General features: G+C 62.6%; 20 protein-coding genes. 13 read left to right on the top strand and 7 right to left on the bottom strand.

What is annotated here, in order from left to right; genetic code table 11:
- Positions 1–76: 76 nt before the first annotated feature.
- Entirely contained in the window at positions 77–565 is a 489-nt protein-coding gene (gene rraA, locus AC20117_RS05320; protein ID WP_074700635.1) for a ribonuclease E activity regulator RraA, read from the top strand.
- 45 nt (positions 566–610) lie between these two features.
- Positions 611–826, top strand: coding sequence for a hypothetical protein (locus AC20117_RS05315; protein ID WP_074700637.1), 216 nt, complete (start codon positions 611–613; stop codon positions 824–826).
- Positions 827–832: 6 nt separating this feature from the next.
- On the opposite strand, the gene AC20117_RS05310 is transcribed toward AC20117_RS05315, so the two are convergent.
- Both AC20117_RS05310 and AC20117_RS05305 read right to left on the bottom strand, forming a co-directional pair.
- Positions 833–2,086 carry an aminotransferase-like domain-containing protein gene (locus tag AC20117_RS05310; RefSeq protein WP_074700638.1) on the bottom strand — a complete coding sequence of 418 codons (1,254 nt, stop codon included), beginning with the start codon at positions 2,084–2,086 and terminating at the stop codon, positions 833–835.
- 111 nt (positions 2,087–2,197) lie between these two features.
- Entirely contained in the window at positions 2,198–3,172 is a 975-nt protein-coding gene (locus AC20117_RS05305; protein WP_074700640.1) for a helix-turn-helix transcriptional regulator, read from the bottom strand.
- Positions 3,173–3,471: 299 nt separating this feature from the next.
- On the opposite strand from AC20117_RS05305, the gene AC20117_RS24105 reads away from it, so the two are divergent.
- Positions 3,472–3,606: a hypothetical protein gene (locus tag AC20117_RS24105; RefSeq protein ID WP_257790781.1), complete on the top strand. Its 135-nt coding sequence runs from the start codon at positions 3,472–3,474 to the stop codon at positions 3,604–3,606.
- A gap of 99 nt (positions 3,607–3,705) precedes the next feature.
- Positions 3,706–4,677: a lantibiotic dehydratase C-terminal domain-containing protein gene (locus tag AC20117_RS05300; RefSeq protein WP_074700641.1), complete on the top strand. Its 972-nt coding sequence runs from the start codon at positions 3,706–3,708 to the stop codon at positions 4,675–4,677.
- 394 nt (positions 4,678–5,071) lie between these two features.
- Here AC20117_RS05300 and AC20117_RS23810 read toward each other — a convergent pair whose 3' ends face one another.
- Positions 5,072–5,992 carry a GerMN domain-containing protein gene (locus tag AC20117_RS23810; RefSeq protein WP_236777450.1) on the bottom strand — a complete coding sequence of 307 codons (921 nt, stop codon included), beginning with the start codon at positions 5,990–5,992 and terminating at the stop codon, positions 5,072–5,074.
- 617 nt (positions 5,993–6,609) lie between these two features.
- On the opposite strand from AC20117_RS23810, the gene AC20117_RS05280 reads away from it, so the two are divergent.
- The 4 genes from AC20117_RS05280 to AC20117_RS05265 are packed head-to-tail and all read left to right on the top strand — an operon-like array spanning position 6,610 to position 10,079.
- Positions 6,610–7,590, top strand: a complete 981-nt coding sequence (locus AC20117_RS05280; RefSeq protein WP_074700642.1) for an ABC transporter substrate-binding protein — start codon at positions 6,610–6,612, stop codon at positions 7,588–7,590.
- Positions 7,587–8,429 carry an ABC transporter permease gene (locus tag AC20117_RS05275; RefSeq protein ID WP_074700643.1) on the top strand — a complete coding sequence of 281 codons (843 nt, stop codon included), beginning with the start codon at positions 7,587–7,589 and terminating at the stop codon, positions 8,427–8,429. The genes AC20117_RS05280 and AC20117_RS05275 overlap by 4 nt, the downstream gene beginning before the upstream one ends.
- Positions 8,426–9,199 (top strand): ABC transporter permease, encoded by a 774-nt coding sequence (locus AC20117_RS05270; protein WP_074700645.1) that lies wholly within the window; start codon positions 8,426–8,428, stop codon positions 9,197–9,199. Before AC20117_RS05275 ends, AC20117_RS05270 begins: the two co-directional genes overlap by 4 nt.
- Complete coding sequence (locus AC20117_RS05265) at positions 9,189–10,079, top strand: ABC transporter ATP-binding protein (protein WP_074700646.1); 891 nt, start codon at positions 9,189–9,191, stop codon at positions 10,077–10,079. The genes AC20117_RS05270 and AC20117_RS05265 overlap by 11 nt, the downstream gene beginning before the upstream one ends.
- Before the next feature lie 68 nt (positions 10,080–10,147).
- Here AC20117_RS05265 and AC20117_RS05260 read toward each other — a convergent pair whose 3' ends face one another.
- Complete coding sequence (locus AC20117_RS05260) at positions 10,148–10,636, bottom strand: MarR family winged helix-turn-helix transcriptional regulator (RefSeq protein ID WP_083339719.1); 489 nt, start codon at positions 10,634–10,636, stop codon at positions 10,148–10,150.
- 124 nt (positions 10,637–10,760) lie between these two features.
- Between AC20117_RS05260 and AC20117_RS05255 the strand changes: the two genes are divergently transcribed.
- The 5 genes from AC20117_RS05255 to AC20117_RS05235 all read left to right on the top strand — a co-directional run bounded on the left by AC20117_RS05255 (position 10,761) and on the right by AC20117_RS05235 (position 15,364).
- Positions 10,761–11,696: an SDR family NAD(P)-dependent oxidoreductase gene (locus AC20117_RS05255; protein WP_074700648.1), complete on the top strand. Its 936-nt coding sequence runs from the start codon at positions 10,761–10,763 to the stop codon at positions 11,694–11,696.
- A gap of 2 nt (positions 11,697–11,698) precedes the next feature.
- The gene (locus tag AC20117_RS05250; protein ID WP_074700650.1) at positions 11,699–12,604 is read left to right on the top strand and encodes an amidohydrolase family protein; all 906 of its coding nucleotides are present in this window, start codon (positions 11,699–11,701) and stop codon (positions 12,602–12,604) included.
- Positions 12,601–13,806 carry an acyl-CoA dehydrogenase family protein gene (locus AC20117_RS05245; RefSeq protein WP_074700652.1) on the top strand — a complete coding sequence of 402 codons (1,206 nt, stop codon included), beginning with the start codon at positions 12,601–12,603 and terminating at the stop codon, positions 13,804–13,806. The genes AC20117_RS05250 and AC20117_RS05245 overlap by 4 nt, the downstream gene beginning before the upstream one ends.
- 43 nt (positions 13,807–13,849) lie before the next feature.
- Positions 13,850–14,305 carry a MaoC family dehydratase gene (locus tag AC20117_RS05240; protein WP_074700654.1) on the top strand — a complete coding sequence of 152 codons (456 nt, stop codon included), beginning with the start codon at positions 13,850–13,852 and terminating at the stop codon, positions 14,303–14,305.
- A 63-nt stretch (positions 14,306–14,368) separates the two neighbouring features.
- Positions 14,369–15,364, top strand: coding sequence for an ABC transporter substrate-binding protein (locus tag AC20117_RS05235; RefSeq protein ID WP_074700656.1), 996 nt, complete (start codon positions 14,369–14,371; stop codon positions 15,362–15,364).
- Between the two features lie 70 nt (positions 15,365–15,434).
- On the opposite strand, the gene AC20117_RS05230 is transcribed toward AC20117_RS05235, so the two are convergent.
- The 3 genes from AC20117_RS05230 to AC20117_RS05220 form a co-directional block, all read right to left on the bottom strand.
- Positions 15,435–16,268 (bottom strand): aldo/keto reductase, encoded by an 834-nt coding sequence (locus AC20117_RS05230; protein ID WP_074700657.1) that lies wholly within the window; start codon positions 16,266–16,268, stop codon positions 15,435–15,437.
- A gap of 161 nt (positions 16,269–16,429) precedes the next feature.
- Positions 16,430–16,990, bottom strand: coding sequence for an NAD(P)H-dependent oxidoreductase (locus AC20117_RS05225; protein WP_074700658.1), 561 nt, complete (start codon positions 16,988–16,990; stop codon positions 16,430–16,432).
- Between the two features lie 122 nt (positions 16,991–17,112).
- Positions 17,113–17,493, bottom strand: coding sequence for a helix-turn-helix domain-containing protein (locus tag AC20117_RS05220; RefSeq protein ID WP_074700660.1), 381 nt, complete (start codon positions 17,491–17,493; stop codon positions 17,113–17,115).
- Between the last annotated feature and the right edge of the window lie 89 nt (positions 17,494–17,582).

Here is a 17,582-nt window from a genome sequence, read left to right as displayed (position 1 = left end):
ACGACGAAGCGCACCGTGGATCCCTTCAGGGCGTGGGCTATGATCGAGCCCATGTGGCGAAAAGGAGACCATCCCGATGACCAGCACTGATCTTTCCGGTCCTGTTTCCACGGCGGACCTGTATGACGAGCGGGGCGAGGACCTCCAGTCGGTGCCGCTGCAGTTCCAGGACCTGGGCGGCAACGTGGCGTTCAGCGGCCCCGTCCGGACCATTCGTTGCCATGAAGACAACGGGTTGGTGAAATCCGTTCTGAATTCACCCGGCGGAGGCTCGGTTCTTGTGGTCGACGGCGGCGGCTCGCTCCACACCGCCCTCATGGGGGACATGATCGCCGCAGCAGCGGTGGAAAACGGCTGGGCCGGCGTCATCATCAACGGACCCATTCGCGACCGCACTGCCATTGCGCAGCTGTCGCTGGGGGTCAAGGCGCTAGGCAGCAACCCGCGCAAGAGCGCTAAGGAATCTCTCGGGGAGGTTGATGTACCCGTCGAAATCGCCGGTGTGGCATTCCGGCCCGGTGCCATGGTTTATGCGGACGAAGACGGCATCCTGGTCGAGCGCTGAGCAGCCGACAACAAGGACCACCTGCGCCTGTGATTGACTTGGGCCATGAGCAATAACCGACCTGCCGGGTCCGGCAACCGTCCCGACGTACCCAAGATCGACTGGCGGCGCACCCTCTGGGGCATGGCCGTTATATTCCTGCTGAGCTACGTATTCATATTTCTGTTCCCGGGCATGAATGGCATTCTGCGCATCATTCTGGTTCTCGGCCTCTACTTCGGCGGCCGCTACGTCTACTACAAGTACCTCAGGAAGCGCTGATAGCTGCTACCGGGCACCCATGGCCTGCTGCAACACGGGGGCCAGCCGGCGCACACCCTCGCGGATGTTCTCGGTGGACACGGCGCTGAACGCCAGCCTGAGCTTGCTGGAGGGATCGTCCGATGGCGTGAAGGCGGCGCCGGGAATGAAGATCACGCCGGCGTCGATCGCCTTGTACAGCAGCGGGTAGGTATCGATTCCCTCTGGCAGGCTCACCCAGACGAAGAAACCGCCCTGCGGCTGCGTCCAGCTGACGCCGTCCGGCATGAAGTCTTCGAGCGCCTGGAGCATGGCTGCGCAGCGCTCGGAATAGAGGCTGCGGTAGGTGGTGATCTGCCCGCGCCAGTCGTGGCCGTCCAGGTACTCCGAGATGAGCATCTGGTTTAGCGTCGGCGGGCAGAGCGTGACTGCCTCGCTGGCCAGATAGAAACGCCGCTGCAGGTGTGCCGGCACCAAAGCCCAGCCGATCCTCAGGCCGGGCGCGAGAATCTTCGAGAACGAACCCATGTAGATCACGTCGTCCGGGTTGCCCGCGCGGAGCGGGGCGATCGGATGGCCATCGAAGCGCAGCAAGCCGTACGGATTGTCCTCAATGATCAGGATGTTCGCGTCCTGGCAGATCTCCACGACCCGCTGCCGGCGCTCTGCGGCGAGCGTGATGCCCGACGGATTGTTGAAGTTGGGGATGGTGTAAAGGAACTTGATGTTTCCGCCGGAAGAGCGGACCTCATCAATGCGCCGCTGCAGTTCGTCGGGAACGAGGCCAAGTTCGTCCATGGCCACGGTCTCGACTGTGACCTCGTAAGCCTCGAAAGTATTCAGGGCACCCACATAAGTCGGGTCTTCGCAGAGCACAACGTCGCCCGGATTGCAGAAGACTTTGCATGCCACGTCCTGGGCGGACTGGGAACCTGTGGTGATCACAACATTCGCCGGGTCCGCATCCTCGATGCCTTCCTCGGCCATGACTTCGCAGGCCTGGGCCCGAAGCCGCTCTGTTCCTTGGCCGCCGCCGTACTGGAGAGCTGTTAGGCCCTGCTCAGTAATGAGGCGGTAGGCCATCCCGCCGAGCTTCTCCAGAGGCAGGGACTGCAAGAACGGATTCCCGCCGGCGAGAGAGATGAGGCCAGGCTGCAGCGAAATATCGAAGACATCGCGAACTGCGGACTGCTTGATTTTGGCGGCCCGGTCGGAGTAAAGGCTGTGGTGCCGATGCGAAGTGATCGCGCGTTCAAGCGCTACTTCGGTTTCGGTTGGCATGTCGGCAGAAGCGGCAGATTCCTGTGTTCTCACTCACACAGGATAACCCAAACAGTTGCTCTGAAGGCAACAGCTGTTTTCTATTTGTGTTGTTGACGCCCTGCTTCGCGACTACAGCCAGCCCGCTTCTTTGGCCTTCAGCGCTGCTTGGAAGCGGCTTTCGGCGCCCAATTCTTCCAGCATCCATGCGATGTGTCGTCGGCAGGTCCGCACGCTGATATCCAGCCTCCGTGCAATTACTTCATCGGAGTAGCCGGCAGCCATGCCCCGGAGGACGGATCGTTGAATGCTATTGAGGTCGGCAGGCGTTCGGCTCTCGGTCTCCCAGCCGTAGGGGGTGGCAAGTTCCCATGCCACATTGAATAGCTGCGTGAATACATGGATCAGATTGACGTCACGCACCACCAGAGCTGCCCGATCGTCCGCGTCCAGTTGGCGAGCTACGAGTGCCAAGGACTGGTCGAAGATCAGGACTTTCAGCGGCACGTAGGGCAATGTCCGATATTCCAGGCCGGCAGGGGCCGTGGCGGCGACAGCTTTCCGAGTAGGCACATGATCCAGAGTGCTGGCATTGTAGAGATTTTTTCTGACTATCCCGCGTTCCAGAAGTTCCAGGTCCTTTTGGATGCCCTCTTCATGGACCTCTGCCGTAGATCCTGAGCCAGGCTGGCTGATCAGAACCTGTTCGGTGACATCCCGCCCGTAATCGATCAGCAGCTTTCGAATTACCCCAGGGTCTTCGAGTATCTCAATGGACGAATCGAGAGCGATCCGCTTCCGTGCCGCAAGGTATGTGGGGACGAGCGAAGCCATGTCGCTCCGGTGCCCGCTGATTTTGGCGCGGAGATCAATAAGCAGGCGTTCGTCGGCCTCGACTAGCTGCGCCAAGGCCACGTCCGGAGAGATGGCAGTAAAGCAGTCCACATCTGGCGCCGGCTGTTGGAACAGGCGTCGTCCGGTGAGCTCAGTAATGGCGCTGTTGAGGTCCCGAATGGTATAGCCGAGCGCAGTCGAAGCGGACTCCTTGGTCCAGTCCGGGTGGGTTACCGCGTATTCATAGAGCTCAAAGGCTGTCCCACTCAACATCTGGTGCCCCCTCAAGCATGATTAATGGCATGTAACTATCTGCCATGTCCGGTATATGCCACCCAACTGTGGTGGTCATACTCAAATCATACTCATGTTGGAAAATCCTTGAATCATGCGGCAGTCCGCGGTTTTGGCCTTGGATTAGAACGTTCATGGATGCCGGGATTCGTCCCGATAAGGGCATGTCATGATGTTGCACCCATATTGACTGGACAGCATGCAGGGTGAGGCGGAACTCTTGAAGAGTCGGGGGAACGATACTCGATGGATTGCCACTCACATCGAAGGGGAATGACATGTTCAAGAAGATCGCCGGCATCACGGCAGGTCTACTGCTTGCTGTAGGCGCGGTCTCGGCTGCCACTCCTGCAGTGGCAGTCGACCAGGGCCAGCAGTCCAACGCAATCGTTACGGCTGCCTGGGACTGGTAAATAGCTGCCCCACCGCAACAGCATACCCGCTGATCCTGTAACCAGGACGGCAACGGCTATCCCTCCCCAACCACCAGCGAGCAGATCTAGGAGAAGCGCATGAGCCAGCTGACAGCCGTACGCTCTTCGGAAAAGCTCAGTCTCAAGCGCTACTGGTGGGTCCTGTCTATTTACACGGGTAGACAAGACGTAGCCGAAACTGTCATAGGAGAACTGGTTACACCACTGGTGGCCCACGCTCGCCGCGAAGGCGTGGGCCGCTGGTACTTCAGCCACCATGTTGATGAGGTGGGGCCTCACATAAAGGTCCGGTTCCTGGGCCACCGCTCAGCCCTTGATAGCCTCCAAAGGTTTGAGCTGGCGGCCCGGAACCGGCTCCTTGAGATCCTGCCAACAGTTCAAGTCCAGCAGCACTACGTCGTGTCGCCGGACAGCATGGATCTGGTCGGCACTCTGGGAACGGATTCTGTCGCCTTGGTGCAGGAATCGGATCTGGACAGATTCGGCGGGCTCGAAGGGCTCGAACTCGCCGAAGAGGTTTTTGAACTGTCTTCTGAACTTGGTAGTTGGGCGGCGCAACGGTTCAACAAGTCGCAGGGCCGCACAGCCCTCGGTGCCCTGTTGCTCTCCGATGCGGCCTGGGCCATGCTCAATGGGCCGAAGGCTCCGCAGTGGCCCGACCGCCGCCGGCTCTCCTGGGATTACTGCTGGGACAACCACCTCCGTGTTTCGACTATGGAACTTGGACGTGGCGCCGCTAAAGCCCGACTCGGTTTGACTGCCACCTTGGCGCCGAAAACCGCACCGATGCATCGCCTCATGGCCGCCACGGCAGCTGAAGGAAGTGTGCAAAACTGGCGTCGCCGCTGGAAGCGGGCTATTGACGCCTACCTGTACCGGGCAGATAAATCGAGGGTTAGCCGCGGTGCGCAGAATCTGACTTTCAGCCAGTCACATCTGATGATGAACCGCTTGGGCTTCACACTGTGGGAAGAGGCGGCTTTAGGGATTTATGCCCGCGCCTGGACTCCGGAAACTGAATCCGCTCTGTTGGAGAAGAGAAGACGATGACTCCCTATGGCATCACATCGGCGCCCGTGGGCCCTCTGGCCCCCGGCAACGCAGAACAAGGCCCGGCTTCAGCACTCGACCAGATCGGGGTTGTGGGAGCCCACGGCCAGGATGGCGATCTGTGGAACTTGACTGGGAGCGATTACTCGCGGGACGCAGCTTGGGCAGACCACGCCTGGCAGTGAATCCCGCACCATAACCCCATAGACCACTGGCCGGAGCTTCCCCCAACGGCTCCGGCCAGTTACCCTCCCACAAAAACTACTGGCCGGAACTCCCCCAACGGTTCCGACCGGTACCCCCAAGGCTTACTGGCCGGAACTGCCCCCAACGGTTCCGGCCAGTCGGCTGTTCGGGGCCAACCAGCTCCCCGGCTGTCCACGCCGGCCAATGGCTACTTCACGTCGACGAGTTTCTCAATTGGGATGCCGTTGACCAGCACCACGGCATCGGCAACACCGGCGGCCGTGGCGGCGGTCTGTTCCAGCTGCGCTTCGATCCGGGGGCCGTCACAGGTTCCACCGACCGTGACACTGCCGGACAGATTAACAATCACCGTGTCGCCATCCTGGGTGCTGCCCTGATAGGACAAGGCGGAGGAATTCAGTGCGTTATAGAGGCCTGACTCGCCAAGGAACTCCTGCCTATTTGCCAGCAAGTGTGTGATGCTCGCCCCAAGCTGATCGGTGAACGTTACAGGTTGTGTAAGGGTCGCAACGAGACTGTCTCCGCACCCTATGCCGCTGCCGGAAGTCTCCTCGCCGGCAAGCCCGATGTAGTAGACGGTCAAGGGAACAGTTATGGGGGCCTGTGCAGCTGGCGCTGGTGCTTCGGGAACGGCAGGGCCGCGTCCACTGAGGTAATCCTCAATCCGAATCCCGTTGACCAGGATGATGGCCTCGCCGACTCCGGCAGCAGTGGCTGCGGTCTGTCTCAGTTGCCATTCCACACGCGGGTCATCGCACGAGCCTCCGGATTTGAGGTCGCCGGAAAGGTGGACTGTGACGGTGTCGCCATCGATCCTGGCACGTTCGAAGGTCAGCGCGGATTCGTGGAGGGCGTTGTAAAGCCCGGATGATCCATGCAGTCTGTCCCTGTCGGCGAGCAGGCGCTCGATGCTGGCCTGCACCTGATCCTGAGTCTTGACAGGCTCCGTATAGGTGGCGACGAGGCTGTCCCTGCAACCGATCTCCGCGCCGGAGACTCCGCCGTCTTCTACGGCTATGTAATACAGCGTGAACGGAACTCCTGCCCCGTTCTCGGACCTCACTGAAACTTCCGGCTGGGCGACGGGCGCTGCAGCTGTTTCCTCCATCGGTGCGGGGGCCTTCACGGGTGGTGCCGATGCTGCTGGCGGAGCTGCTGGGCCGGAAGCCGGAGTTGTAGGCGGGGCAATGGCCTGCGGCTCGGCAGCGACCGTGGCCGGTGGATTTGCCGTTGGTGACTGCCCTTGGCCGGTCGGAGGGCTGCACGCTGTCAGAGCCAGCAGCAGTGCTGCCGATGCGGTCCCCAGAACCCGTTGCTTGCTCATGTTGACCCCCTGGAAACGTGATGCCGCCGGGACGAGGATGCTCATGCATCCGCTCAGGGGCCGGTGGCCTGTGGTTATCACTCACGATACGCGCGAAGGAACCAGCCACAAACGGGTTTCTGGTCACCATTCCGTTGCAGGTTTGTCACGTCCCGGACTCGTCGATCAACACAGCTCTGGCACCGGATAGCTGCGGGCTCCCGTTTGTTATCCCGCTTCACAATTCGTTGAAAAGTTCAATTCAATGCCGCTTAGGTGCGTCACCGAGTATCGTGTCTATAACGATGAAGTGATGTGTTTGACGTCACAAAATGAGTCGCGCAGACTGATGGGTGAACACTCGTTCGTTACGCGAACATTCAAGTTATCCCGGGTCTCCAAGGGATCACGAAGGAGTAGAAATGAAACGTAGACTGACCGCGCTGGTGGCCGCAGTTTCAGTGCTCGCCCTATCCGCCTGCGGCAGTGGCTCCCCGAGCGGCGGCGGCTCCGAGGCGCCCGCCGACGCCGGTAGCGGCGGACTGACCAAAATCTCCGTCGGGGTGATCCCGATTGTGGATACGGCGCCCATCTGGCTCGGTGACGAGAAGGGCTTCTTCGCCGAAGAGGGTCTCGAGCTGGACCTGCAGACCGCTACCGGCGGAGCCGCGATCGTTCCCGGCGTGGTCAGCGGCAGTTTTGACTTCGCTTTCTCTAACCTGATTTCGGTCATGGTGGCGAACGATAAAGGACTGGACCTGCAGTTCGTTGCCAACGGGGCCTCCACCACCGGTGAGGAAGGGACTGGCTTCGGCGCCGTAGTTGTTCCTGAAGATTCCGACATTCAGTCCGCGGCCGACCTCGAAGGCAAGACTGTTTCGGTTAACAACCTCTCCAACATCGGCGACACAACCATCAAGCATGTGGTTGAGCAGGACGGTGGGAATCCGGACAACATCGACTTCGTGGAAGTAGCATTCCCGGACGCTCCGGCGGCACTCCAAAACGGCCAGGTCGATGCCGCGTGGATACTGGACCCGTTCCTGACCCAGGCGCGGTCCGAGGGAGCCCGGGTGATTTCGTGGAATTTCACGGAGATGCATCCGGAGCTCGACATTGCCGGCTACTTCACAACTTCCGAAAAGGTTCAGAGTGAACCGGAACTGGTGGAGAAGTTCACCAGGGCTATGAACAAGTCTCTTGAATACGCGCAGGAGAACCCGCAGGAAGTCCGCGACATTGTCGGAACCTACACCGAAATCGATGCTGAAACCCTCGCAGAGCTGACCTTGCCGGAATACCGCCCGGAGTTCAGCCGTGAAGCGGCCCAGACGCTCGGCGAAGCGGCCGCAAAGTACGGCACGTTGAGCGAGGCCCCGAACCTGGATGAGCTGCTGCCATGACCCAGGAAGCCGTAACAGCCAACACTGCTGCGCCCATCCCGCGGGGCAGGAAGCAGCCAGCAAAGAAGCTGCCGTCGAAACAGCTGCTTGGGATCGCGGGCATTATCGGGTTCCTGCTGCTGTGGGAGCTGGTTCCCCGTGTGGGCATCGTTGAGCCCCGGTTCCTGCCGCCGGCGAGTGAGGTCATCGCGGCGCTGATCACTGACTTCGGTCTGACGGCCTTCTGGGTTGCGGTGGGCGAGACGATGCTGGCCTGGGCGATCGGTCTGGTGATGGCGATCGTGCTGGCCGTGGTGCTGGGGTTCATCATCGGTTCGTCGATGTTCCTGCGGAAGTTCACCAACTCGACTGTGGAGTTCCTGCGTCCGATCCCGTCGGTGGCGTTGATTCCGCTGGCCGTGCTGCTGTTCGGCGTAAAGATCGAATCAACCCTGATGCTGGTGGTCTACGCATCATTCTGGCAGGTCTTCATCCAGGTGCTCTACGGAGTGGCCGATGTGGACAATGTGGCGATGCAGACGGCCAAGTCCTATGGCCTCGGCGCCATGGCCCGGGTCCGCCACGTGGTGTTCCCGACGGCGCTGCCGTATCTGATGACCGGCATCCGCCTGGCCGCCTCGGTGGCGCTGATCCTGGCGATCACTGCCGAACTGGTGATCGGTTCCCCCGGATTGGGTAGGGAGATCGCCCTGGCCCAGTCGGGCGGCGCGATCTCGGGGATGTACGCACTGGTACTCGCAACCGGCCTGATCGGCGTCGTTATTAATCTGGTCATGCGTTTCATTGAGCGCAAGACCCTGTCCTGGCATTCCTCGATCCGTTCGGAGGTGATCGTATGAGGTTCTTGAAGACTCTCGGATACGTGCTGGCACTGCCTCTGATCCTGGTTGCAATTTGGTGGGCCTCGACGCTGGGGGAGACGAATTTCTTCGTGCCGACCCCGGCCCTGCTGGCCGAGGCGTTCGCCGAGACGTGGTTCGGGGAGCGGATCGTCTCTGATGTGCTGCCCAGTATCGGGCGGCTGGTCGTCGGGGTTGTCTCGGCGATCATCATCGGCATTGTCGCGGGCCTGCTGATCGGTTCGATCAAGTGGCTGCGGGACCTGACGGAGCCGGTGCTCGAATTCTTCCGCGCCATTCCGCCGCCGGTCCTGGTCCCGGTGCTGATGCTGCTGATGGGCATCACGGATGGCATGAAGGTCGCGGTGATCATTTCCGGCTGCGTGTGGCCGGTGCTGCTGAACACCATCGAAGGTGTCCGTGCCATCGACGGCGTGCTCTCCGATTCGGCCCACACCTACGGCATCCACGGCTGGGCACGGGTCAAGTACCTGGTGCTTCCCTCGGCCGGGCCGCAGATCATGGCCGGTATCCGCCAGTGCCTGTCCATCGGTTTGATCCTGATGGTCATTTCCGAAATGTTCGCCTCGTCCTCGGGGCTGGGCTTCACGATCGTGCAGTTCCAGCGGTCCTTCGCGATTCCGGAAATGTGGTCCGGCATTGTGGTCCTGGGCCTGATCGGCGTCGCCTTGTCATTCATCTTCCAGTGGACCGAGCGGCGTGTGCTGCGCTGGTACCACGGCCTGCGAGAGGTAGAAAATGCAGTCTGAAACAACACCCGGAACCACGCCCGCCCCGGCAGGCAAGACCCTGCCCGGGAACGAGGCCATGCTCTCGGTCCGGAACCTGAAGAAGGTTTACAAGACCGACGGCGGCGATATCGAGGCCGTGCGGAACCTGACCTTCGACCTGAAGGCCGGCGAACTGGCCTGCCTGGTCGGCCCGTCCGGCTCCGGCAAGACCACTCTGCTCAAGTGCATCTCCGGGCTGATGGCCCCGACCGAGGGCGAAGTGCTGCTGAACGGCACCCGCGTCTCCGGGCCGCCGAAGAAGATGGCCGTCGTGTTCCAGGAATACGGCCGCTCCCTCTTCCCCTGGATGCGGGTGCGCGAAAACGTCGAGCTGCCGCTGAAGAACCAGGGCGTGCCCCGGGCCGAGCGGGACAAACTCGTCGACGACGCGCTGGAGGCCGTTGGGCTGTCGCACGTGCCGCAGTCCTACCCCTGGCAGCTCTCCGGCGGCATGCAGCAGCGCGTGGCGATTGCCCGCGCCGTGGCATACCAGCCCGAAGTGCTGCTCATGGACGAGCCGTTTGCGGCCGTGGATGCGCAGACCCGCGCGGACCTGGAAGACCTGATCCGCACCGTCTGGCGTAAGCTCGGCGTCACGGTCCTGTTCGTCACCCACGATATCGACGAGTCCGTCTACCTCGGCGAACGCGTGATCATCCTCTCCAGCTCGCCGACGGTCATCCAGGAAGACCTGGCCATCGATCTGCCGGACGAGCGCGACCAGCTCAACACCCGTTCGCTGCCGCGCTTCACCGAACTGCGCCACCACGTCTACGAACAAATCCAGCTCGCCAAGCAGGGCCACCGCCCCGCGGCCGCGGTGCAGACCGATTCCGGCGCAGGTTCCGCCACGGCCTGATAAGTCCTGCTGAACAGAAAATGCCGGCCTTCCCCGCGGGGAAGGCCGGCGCTTTCCGGTCGAACCGTCTAGAACGCGATGCGCTTGAGCAGGTCGCGAAGGGTTTCGCGTTCTTGCGGCGACAGCGTTGACAGGGATTGGTCCTCCGCACGGCGGATGATCGACTCGGCCCGCTTGTAGAGGTTCCGGCCCGCTGTCGTGGCCACGATGACCTTGGAGCGCCGGTCGCGCGGGTCCGTTTCGCGGGTGACGGCGCCGCGCCGTTCCAGTTGGTCCACCAGAGCGACGATCTGGCTGGGGTCCAGGCTCAGGAAGTCCGCGAGTTCGCGTTGTGATGGATTCTCGCCGCTGCACGCGAGGGAGAGGACTGAATAGGAGCGGACCTTCAAGTCCAGCTCCGCGAGCATGTTGTTGGCCCGTCCTGACCCCAAGGACCGGGCGCGCGCCGTGAGGAACTCGATCTCGTTGGCCAGTTCGGTGGTGTGGAGACGCTGGGCCCCGTTTGCGTTCTCGGCCAGGTCGGCGTCGTTGCCCCTGGTCGTAGTTTGTGCGGACATCGTTCCTCATCCGTTGATTGGTTCAATACTGTTGACTTTTTCAATGATATACGTTGTCATTGATCTTAGTTCAGGATAACCCCAAAACCCCGGTCTGAGGCCGGTGGAAGCGAAGGAGCTTTAGATGTCACTGGCAGGAAAAGTAGCCATTGTTACCGGTAGCGGACGCGGACTGGGTCTCGCCTATGCTCAGGAACTCGCTCGCCAGGGTGCCGCCGTCGTTATTAATGATGTTGACGAGCAGGTGGCCGGCGAGGCCGTCGCGACCATCACCGGTGCTGGCGGCAAGGCCGTGGCCGTTGTCGCTCCCGTTGGTTCCACCGAGACCGCGCAGCAGTTGGTCAAGACTGCCGTCGAATCCTTCGGCGGGCTGGACATCCTGGTCACCAACGCCGGCGTGCTGCGGGATAAGTCCCTGCTGAAGATGACCGATGAGGACTTCGACCTGGTCATCAACGTGCACCTGCGCGGCACCTTCACCTGCGTCCGCGAGGCCTACGCCTACTTCAAGGAAAACAAGGTTGCCGGCCGCATCATCACCATCGGGTCCCCGACCGGGCAGCGCGGCAACTTCGGCCAGACCAACTACGCCGCGGCGAAGGCCGGCATTGTCGGCATGGTGCGCACCTGGGCGCTGGAAATGAAGAGGGCCGGCGTCACCGCCAACGCCATCATTCCGGTGGCGGCGACGGCCATGACCAAGACCGTGCCGTTCTTCCAGAAGGCAGTGGAGGCCGACGAGCGCGGCGAGGCCATGCCGGACTTCTTCCGCAAGGACCTGGGCTTTGGAACGGCCGACGACGTTGCCGGCCTGGTGGCCTTCCTCGCCTCCGATGCCGCGGCCAAGGTGACCGGCCAGGCGATCGGTGTCGGTGGTGACCGCCTGCAGCTGTGGTCGCACCCGGAGGCCGTGGCCACCGAGTACAAGGACGGCGGCTGGAGCTACGAGGAACTGGTCGAGCGGTTCGATGATCTCTTCGGCGAGCGGCTGCAGAGCGTGGGCGAGGAGTTCCCGGAACTGCCCGCCGAGCTGCAGCCCGAGGCAGCGGGAGCGAAGTAAAGATGGCAGCGACGGCATACGAAGTCGGAATCGACGCCTCGGCAATCGAAGCGGTCGACATGCACGTGCATGTGGAGATCGACAACTGCGGCCACGTGTCCCTGCCTCCGGCGCTGAATGACGCGTCGAGCAAGTACTTCAAGGCCGAGGAACGCACACCTTCCCTGGACCGCATCGCGGAAACCTACCGCGGGCTGAACATGGCCGCCGTCGTCTTCACCGTCGACGCGCGGACCAAGCTCAAGCGCGAACCCAACAGCATCGAGGACATTGTCGAGGGCGCGGCGCGGAACAACGACGTGCTGATCCCGTTCGGCTCCGTCGACCCGCTGACCGGTGCCGACGCGATCGACCGGGCCAAGCGCCTGGCCGGCGACTACGGGGTGCGCGGCTTCAAGTTCCACCCCAGCCTGCAGGGCTTCGACCCGAGCGATGAACAGTTCTACCCGCTCTGGGAGGCGCTGCAGGAAATCGGTCTGCCGGCAATCTTCCACACCGGCCAGAACGGCATGGGCGCCGGGCTGCCCGGCGGCTACGGCATCAAGCTCGCGTACTCCAACCCGCTGCTGCTCGACGCCGTCGCCGCGGACTTCCCCGAGTTCCAGATCATCATGGCCCACCCCTCGGTGCCGTGGCAGGACGAGGCGAATTCGATTGCCACGCACAAGGCAAACGTTTTCATCGACCTCTCTGGCTGGTCCCCGAAGTACTTCCCGGAGTCCTTGGTCAAGATGTCCAACTCGGTGCTGCAGGATAAGGTCCTGTTCGGCACGGACTACCCGTTGATTACCCCGCAGAAATGGCTCAGTGCCTTTGCCGACCTGCCGCTGAAGGACGAAGTCCGGCCGAAGATCCTGAAGGCGAACGCCGTGAAGCTGCTGGGCCTCGAGGCTGGGAGAAAGGCATGAGCGTGGCCGCAGACGTACGGACCGGAGCCGCGGCGGGTCGCTTCTACCCGTCGGACCAGTACGGCTTCTCGTCCCTGCTTACCGAGAACGAACTCGCCGTGCTGGGCCGGCTGCGCAAGGTGCTGGACGAGCAGGTCCAACCGCTGCTTGCCGACTACTGGGAGGCCGGAGAGTTTCCCTACCAGATTGCGCAGCCGCTGTTCGATCTGAACCTGATGGAACCCTCGCCCGCTGGCGGCGCTGCCGCCAGCGGGCTGTATGTGGGCTTCCGGAACTTTGAACTGGCCCGCACTGATGCCTCCGTGGCGACGTTCTACAACGCCCAGTCCGGCCTGTTCCGCACCGCCGTCAACCTTGGCGGCAGCGCCGAGCAGGCGGCGGAACTGGACCCGAAGATCCGCTCCTTTGAGTACAAGGGCGTTTTCGCGCTGACCGAGCCGGACCACGGCTCGGACATCGCCGGCGGACTGGAAACCAGTGCACGGCGGGACGGGGACACCTGGAGCATCAACGGCGCGAAACGCTGGATCGGGGGAGCGGCCTCCGCCGACGTGCTGGCGGTTTTCGCCCGGGACGAGGCGGACCAGCAGGTCAAGGCTTTTCTTGTTCCGACCGACGCGCCGGGCGTGACCATCTCCAAGATCCACCGGAAAACCTCACTGCGCCTGATGCAGAACGCCGATATCGACTTCCGCGACGTGACCGTGCCGGAATCCGCGCGGCTGCAGAACGTCAACTCCTTTGCCGACGTCGCCGCCATGCTGCGGAACATGCGCTCGGACGTGGCGTGGATTGCTGCGGGCCTGCAGGCCGGCGCCTACGAAGCGGCGGTCCGGTACGTGAAGCAGCGTCAGCAGTTCGGCAAGAGCCTCGGCAGCTTCCAACTGGTGCAGGAGAAGCTGGCCACCATGCTGGGCAACGTGACCGCTTCCCTCGGAATGGTGGTGCGGCTGACCCAGCAGCAGGAAGAGGGCATCTACGCGGATGAGAACTCCGCGCTGGCCAAGATGTTCTGCTGCGCCCGGATGCGCGAAACCGTCGCCCTGGCCCGCGAAGTGGTCGGCGGCAACGGGATCACGCTGGATACCGACGTCGCACGTTTCCACGCCGACGCCGAGGCCGTCTATTCCTACGAAGGCACGCATGAGATCAATGCGCTGATCGTCGGGCGGGCCATCACGGGCAAGGGCGCCTTCCGCTAGAAATCCGTCAATACCATCAACATCTACCTTTCAGGAGCATCTTATGAGCAACCTCGTTGTCACTTTCGAAGAACTGTCCGGGCTGGTCGGCAAGGACCTCGGCTACACCGATTACCTGGAGATCACCCAGGACCAGATCAACACCTTCGCCGACGCCACCAACGACCACCAGTGGATCCACACCGACCCGGAGAAGGCCAAGGACGGTCCCTTCGGAGCCCCCATTGCACACGGCTTCCTCAGCCTGTCGCTCATCATCCCGCTGTGGAGCGAACTGTTCGACGTCGAAGGCGTCAAGACCAAGGTCAACTACGGTCTGGACCGCGTCCGCTTCACCAATCCGGTCAAGGTCGGCGCCAAGGTCCGCCTGCACTCGGTCATCGCCGAAGTTACCGAGGTCAAGGGCGGCGTGCAGATCAAGACCAGCAACACCATCGAGATTGAAGGCGAAGAGCGCCCCGCCGTCGTCGCGGAATTCCTCGCCCGTTTCTACGCCTAACCCACGCCGGGACAAGTCAGCGTCCGGGCGAAGTCAACAACCACCTCAAGGAAGAGGCTCGTTATGAAAAGGCATTTCTCCAAAGTTCTTGCCGGCGGCGCCATCATCGCCCTTGCCCTGACTGGCTGCGGCTCAGGCTCTCCGTCCGGCACCGGTGGCGGCGCTGCCGGCGAGTCCGGCGCCGCCAGCGGCGACCTCACCAAAGTCACCGTGGGCGTGCTCTCGATCGCCCCGTCGGGTGCGATGCAGTACGGCATCGAGGAGGGCATCTTCGAGAAGCACGGCCTCGAATTGGAACTGCAGACAGGGCAGGGCGGCGCGGCCATGCTTCCGGCCGTTTCCACCGGAACGATGAACTTTGCGGTGGGCAACCCGCTCTCCGTCATGACCGCCGCCAACAAGGGCCTGGACATGAAGATCGTCTCCGGCTACAGCAACTCGCGGGCCGAGGGCGAGGACAACAACGCAGTGATCGTCAAGGCTGACTCTGGCATTGAGGACTTTGCCGATCTGGCTGGTAAGACCACCGCGGTCAATACGCTCAAGACCCAGGGCGACCTGACCATTATGGAATCGGCCGCGATGGACGGTGCGGATCCGTCCAAGCTGAACTTCAGCGAAATGCCGTTCCCGGACATGGAGGCACAGCTGGAGCGCGGCAACGTGGACGCCATCTGGGTGCCGGAGCCGTTCCAGTCGCGGGCGCTGTCCAATGACGCCTACAAGCTGCTGGGCTATCCGAACCAGAAGACGCTGCCGGGCCTGCCGACCATGGTGACCTTCACGAGCGGCAGCTATGCCGAGCAGAACCCGGAGATCGTGGCTGACTTCAAGGCGGCGGTGACCGAAACCTTGACCGCCGCAGAGGCCGACACCGACGGCGTCCGCGCGGTCCTGCCGGAGTTCATGGGCATGCCGGAGGAGGTCGCCAAGAACCTGAAGATGGAAGAGTTCGACGCGGAGGTCCGCACCGAAGTGCTCAACGACATGGGCGAGCTGATGGTCAAGTACGAGTACGTGGACAGCGCGCCCGACGTGGCTGCCATGACCGTGCAATAACAGCCGGCATTAGGTCCAACAGCTGGGCGGTCCCCTCCGCGGGGAGCCGCCCAGCTGCGTCTCCGGCAGCCTAGTGGCCGAACCTGTCGGCGTCGAGAATTTCTTTGTCGCCGGTGTCCAGGGCGCTGATCTGGTGCAGCTCCTCACCGGTGAGGACGAAGTTGAAGATGCTGAAGTTCTCTGCCAGCCGCTGCGGATTCGACGACTTGGGGATGACGACGTGCCCCAGCAGTGTGTGCCAGCGCAGCACGATCTGGGCCGGTGTCTTCTGGTACTTTTCGGCCAGCTCCGTGATGACCGGCTCCTTGAGCAGGTCGCCGCCGCGGCCGATGGGGCTCCAGGCCTGGGTGGCGATGCCGCGTTCCTGGTGGATGGCGACGATGTCCTGCCGGGTGTGCCGCGGGTCCAGCTGGATCTGGTTGACCTCCGGCACCAGGCCCGAATCGAAAAGGTGCTGCAGATGGGCCGGCTTGAAATTGGACGTGCCGATGGCACGGACCCGGCCGTCCGACAGCAGCTTGGTCATGCCCGCGAAAGCATCGACGTACCGGTCCTGGGCGGGATTGGGCCAGTGGATGAGCAGCAGGTCGAGGTACTCGACGCCCAGCCGGCGGGCGCTGGCTTCGAAGGCCTGCTCAACACCGTCGTAGCTGTGCCATTCCTTGTTGAACTTGCTGGTCAGGAAGACATCGCTGCGGTCCACCCCGCTGCGCCGCAGGCCTTCGCCGACTCCTTGTTCATTGCCGTAGTTCTCGGCGGTATCGATCATCCGGTAACCGATTTTCAAGGCAGCCTCGACGGCCTCGGCCGTTTCCTCGTTGTCCATGGGCCAGGTGCCGAGGCCAAGAAACGGCAGCTTGGCGCCGTTCCGCAGCTCAATGATCGGAGCAAGTTCTACGCTCACGGGACCTCCTGTGATCGTTTTTGAAGCATGGGTGTTGTTGCCAGACCCTCAGCCTAAGGCTTCCCGCACTCCGGTTGAACCCGGAAAGCAAAAAGCGGAGAGCCGCTGCCCTGGCTGGTGCCAGCTGCAGCCGCTCTCCGCTCGGTGCCGGGTGTTGATGCTTACGCGTTGACCAGTTCCACCGCGCCGGCCAGGGCGGAGACGACGCCGGCGATCTCGGCTGCCGATTCGGCGTGGTCCTTGGGATGCGTCGTGGCGAAGACCTCGAAGCGGGCGCCAATGGAAAGCTTGGCGTCCTCGAGCACCTTGGCCTGGGCGATGCCCAGCGCCTTGCGGGCGTCGTCGTGCGCCCACTGTGCACCGTAGGGTGAGGGAGAGGTGCCGATGACGGCGGCCGGCATGCCGTTCAGCGCGCCGGCGCCGAACGGGCGGGACAGCCAGTCGATGGCGTTGTTCAGTACGGCCGGGGTGGTGCCGTTGTATTCGGGGGAGACCAGTAGTACGGCGTCGGCCTCCTGGGCCGCTTCGCGCAGTGCCGCGGCTGCTGCCGGAACAGAGCCTTCAACGTCCAGATCCTCGTTGTAAAACGGGATGTTTTCGAGGCCGTCATAGATCCGTACGTCGGTACCTTCCGGGGCAACCGTTGCAGCGGTTTCGGCCAGCTGGCGGTTGATGGAACCGTTGCGAAGGCTGCCGACGAGGGTCAGGACCTTGATGCTCATGAAATCTCCTAGCAAAGTAGTACGTGCACCATCGGTAACCTCGTACGTCCCCGCAACCATTCCCCGGATCGGCCGTTTCGCCCTGTGTTTCCGCTCACGGCAGGCGGGAAGCGCCGGGCAGCTCAGCCTTGCGGTTGCTTCTGTTCGCGGGTTTCGAGCCAGGCGAGCACGTCGCGCAGCCGGATGCGCCGGTGCGTGCCGCGGTATTCCACCGGGATGGTCCCGGCATCGGTCAGCCGCCGCATATAGGTCAGCGAAACGCCGGCAACTTCGGCTGCCTGCGAGGTATTGAGCAGATCCTCAGCCGAGCTGACCATGACGGCGTCGCCCTGGGCAAAGCGCTGCAAAACATCGACGACGGCGTCGCGCGCCTGGGCGGGCAGCTTCACCGTGGTGCCGTTGACGAAAACGGTCACATCATCGCTGTCCGCCAGGGCCCGGGACAGCCGCTTGGTCTCGGCGTCGGACAAAGCGTCGGTGGTGCGGGGTTTCAACTGCGCCATAGTCACACCTTAAGCCACAGCTGCTGCACCGGCCGGACGCCGGGCCGTAGGCGCCCAAAGCCCGTGGATCGCGTGATGTTGGCCGCATT

The sequence above is a fragment of the Arthrobacter crystallopoietes genome (assembly GCF_002849715.1).
GTDB classification, from domain to species: Bacteria; Actinomycetota; Actinomycetes; order Actinomycetales; family Micrococcaceae; genus Crystallibacter; species Crystallibacter crystallopoietes.
This window is presented reverse-complemented; position numbering and strand designations above follow the sequence as displayed.

Coding starts and splice junctions, on each gene's coding strand:
- rraA (WP_074700635.1), top strand. CDS start 77: ATGACCAGCACTGATCTTTCCGGTCCTGTTTCCACGGCGGACCTGTAT.
- AC20117_RS05315 (WP_074700637.1), top strand. CDS start 611: ATGAGCAATAACCGACCTGCCGGGTCCGGCAACCGTCCCGACGTACCC.
- AC20117_RS05310 (WP_074700638.1), bottom strand. CDS start 2,086: ATGCCAACCGAAACCGAAGTAGCGCTTGAACGCGCGATCACTTCGCAT.
- AC20117_RS05305 (WP_074700640.1), bottom strand. CDS start 3,172: ATGTTGAGTGGGACAGCCTTTGAGCTCTATGAATACGCGGTAACCCAC.
- AC20117_RS24105 (WP_257790781.1), top strand. CDS start 3,472: ATGTTCAAGAAGATCGCCGGCATCACGGCAGGTCTACTGCTTGCTGTA.
- AC20117_RS05300 (WP_074700641.1), top strand. CDS start 3,706: ATGAGCCAGCTGACAGCCGTACGCTCTTCGGAAAAGCTCAGTCTCAAG.
- AC20117_RS23810 (WP_236777450.1), bottom strand. CDS start 5,992: ATGGAGGAAACAGCTGCAGCGCCCGTCGCCCAGCCGGAAGTTTCAGTG.
- AC20117_RS05280 (WP_074700642.1), top strand. CDS start 6,610: ATGAAACGTAGACTGACCGCGCTGGTGGCCGCAGTTTCAGTGCTCGCC.
- AC20117_RS05275 (WP_074700643.1), top strand. CDS start 7,587: ATGACCCAGGAAGCCGTAACAGCCAACACTGCTGCGCCCATCCCGCGG.
- AC20117_RS05270 (WP_074700645.1), top strand. CDS start 8,426: ATGAGGTTCTTGAAGACTCTCGGATACGTGCTGGCACTGCCTCTGATC.
- AC20117_RS05265 (WP_074700646.1), top strand. CDS start 9,189: ATGCAGTCTGAAACAACACCCGGAACCACGCCCGCCCCGGCAGGCAAG.
- AC20117_RS05260 (WP_083339719.1), bottom strand. CDS start 10,636: ATGTCCGCACAAACTACGACCAGGGGCAACGACGCCGACCTGGCCGAG.
- AC20117_RS05255 (WP_074700648.1), top strand. CDS start 10,761: ATGTCACTGGCAGGAAAAGTAGCCATTGTTACCGGTAGCGGACGCGGA.
- AC20117_RS05250 (WP_074700650.1), top strand. CDS start 11,699: ATGGCAGCGACGGCATACGAAGTCGGAATCGACGCCTCGGCAATCGAA.
- AC20117_RS05245 (WP_074700652.1), top strand. CDS start 12,601: ATGAGCGTGGCCGCAGACGTACGGACCGGAGCCGCGGCGGGTCGCTTC.
- AC20117_RS05240 (WP_074700654.1), top strand. CDS start 13,850: ATGAGCAACCTCGTTGTCACTTTCGAAGAACTGTCCGGGCTGGTCGGC.
- AC20117_RS05235 (WP_074700656.1), top strand. CDS start 14,369: ATGAAAAGGCATTTCTCCAAAGTTCTTGCCGGCGGCGCCATCATCGCC.
- AC20117_RS05225 (WP_074700658.1), bottom strand. CDS start 16,990: ATGAGCATCAAGGTCCTGACCCTCGTCGGCAGCCTTCGCAACGGTTCC.
- AC20117_RS05220 (WP_074700660.1), bottom strand. CDS start 17,493: ATGGCGCAGTTGAAACCCCGCACCACCGACGCTTTGTCCGACGCCGAG.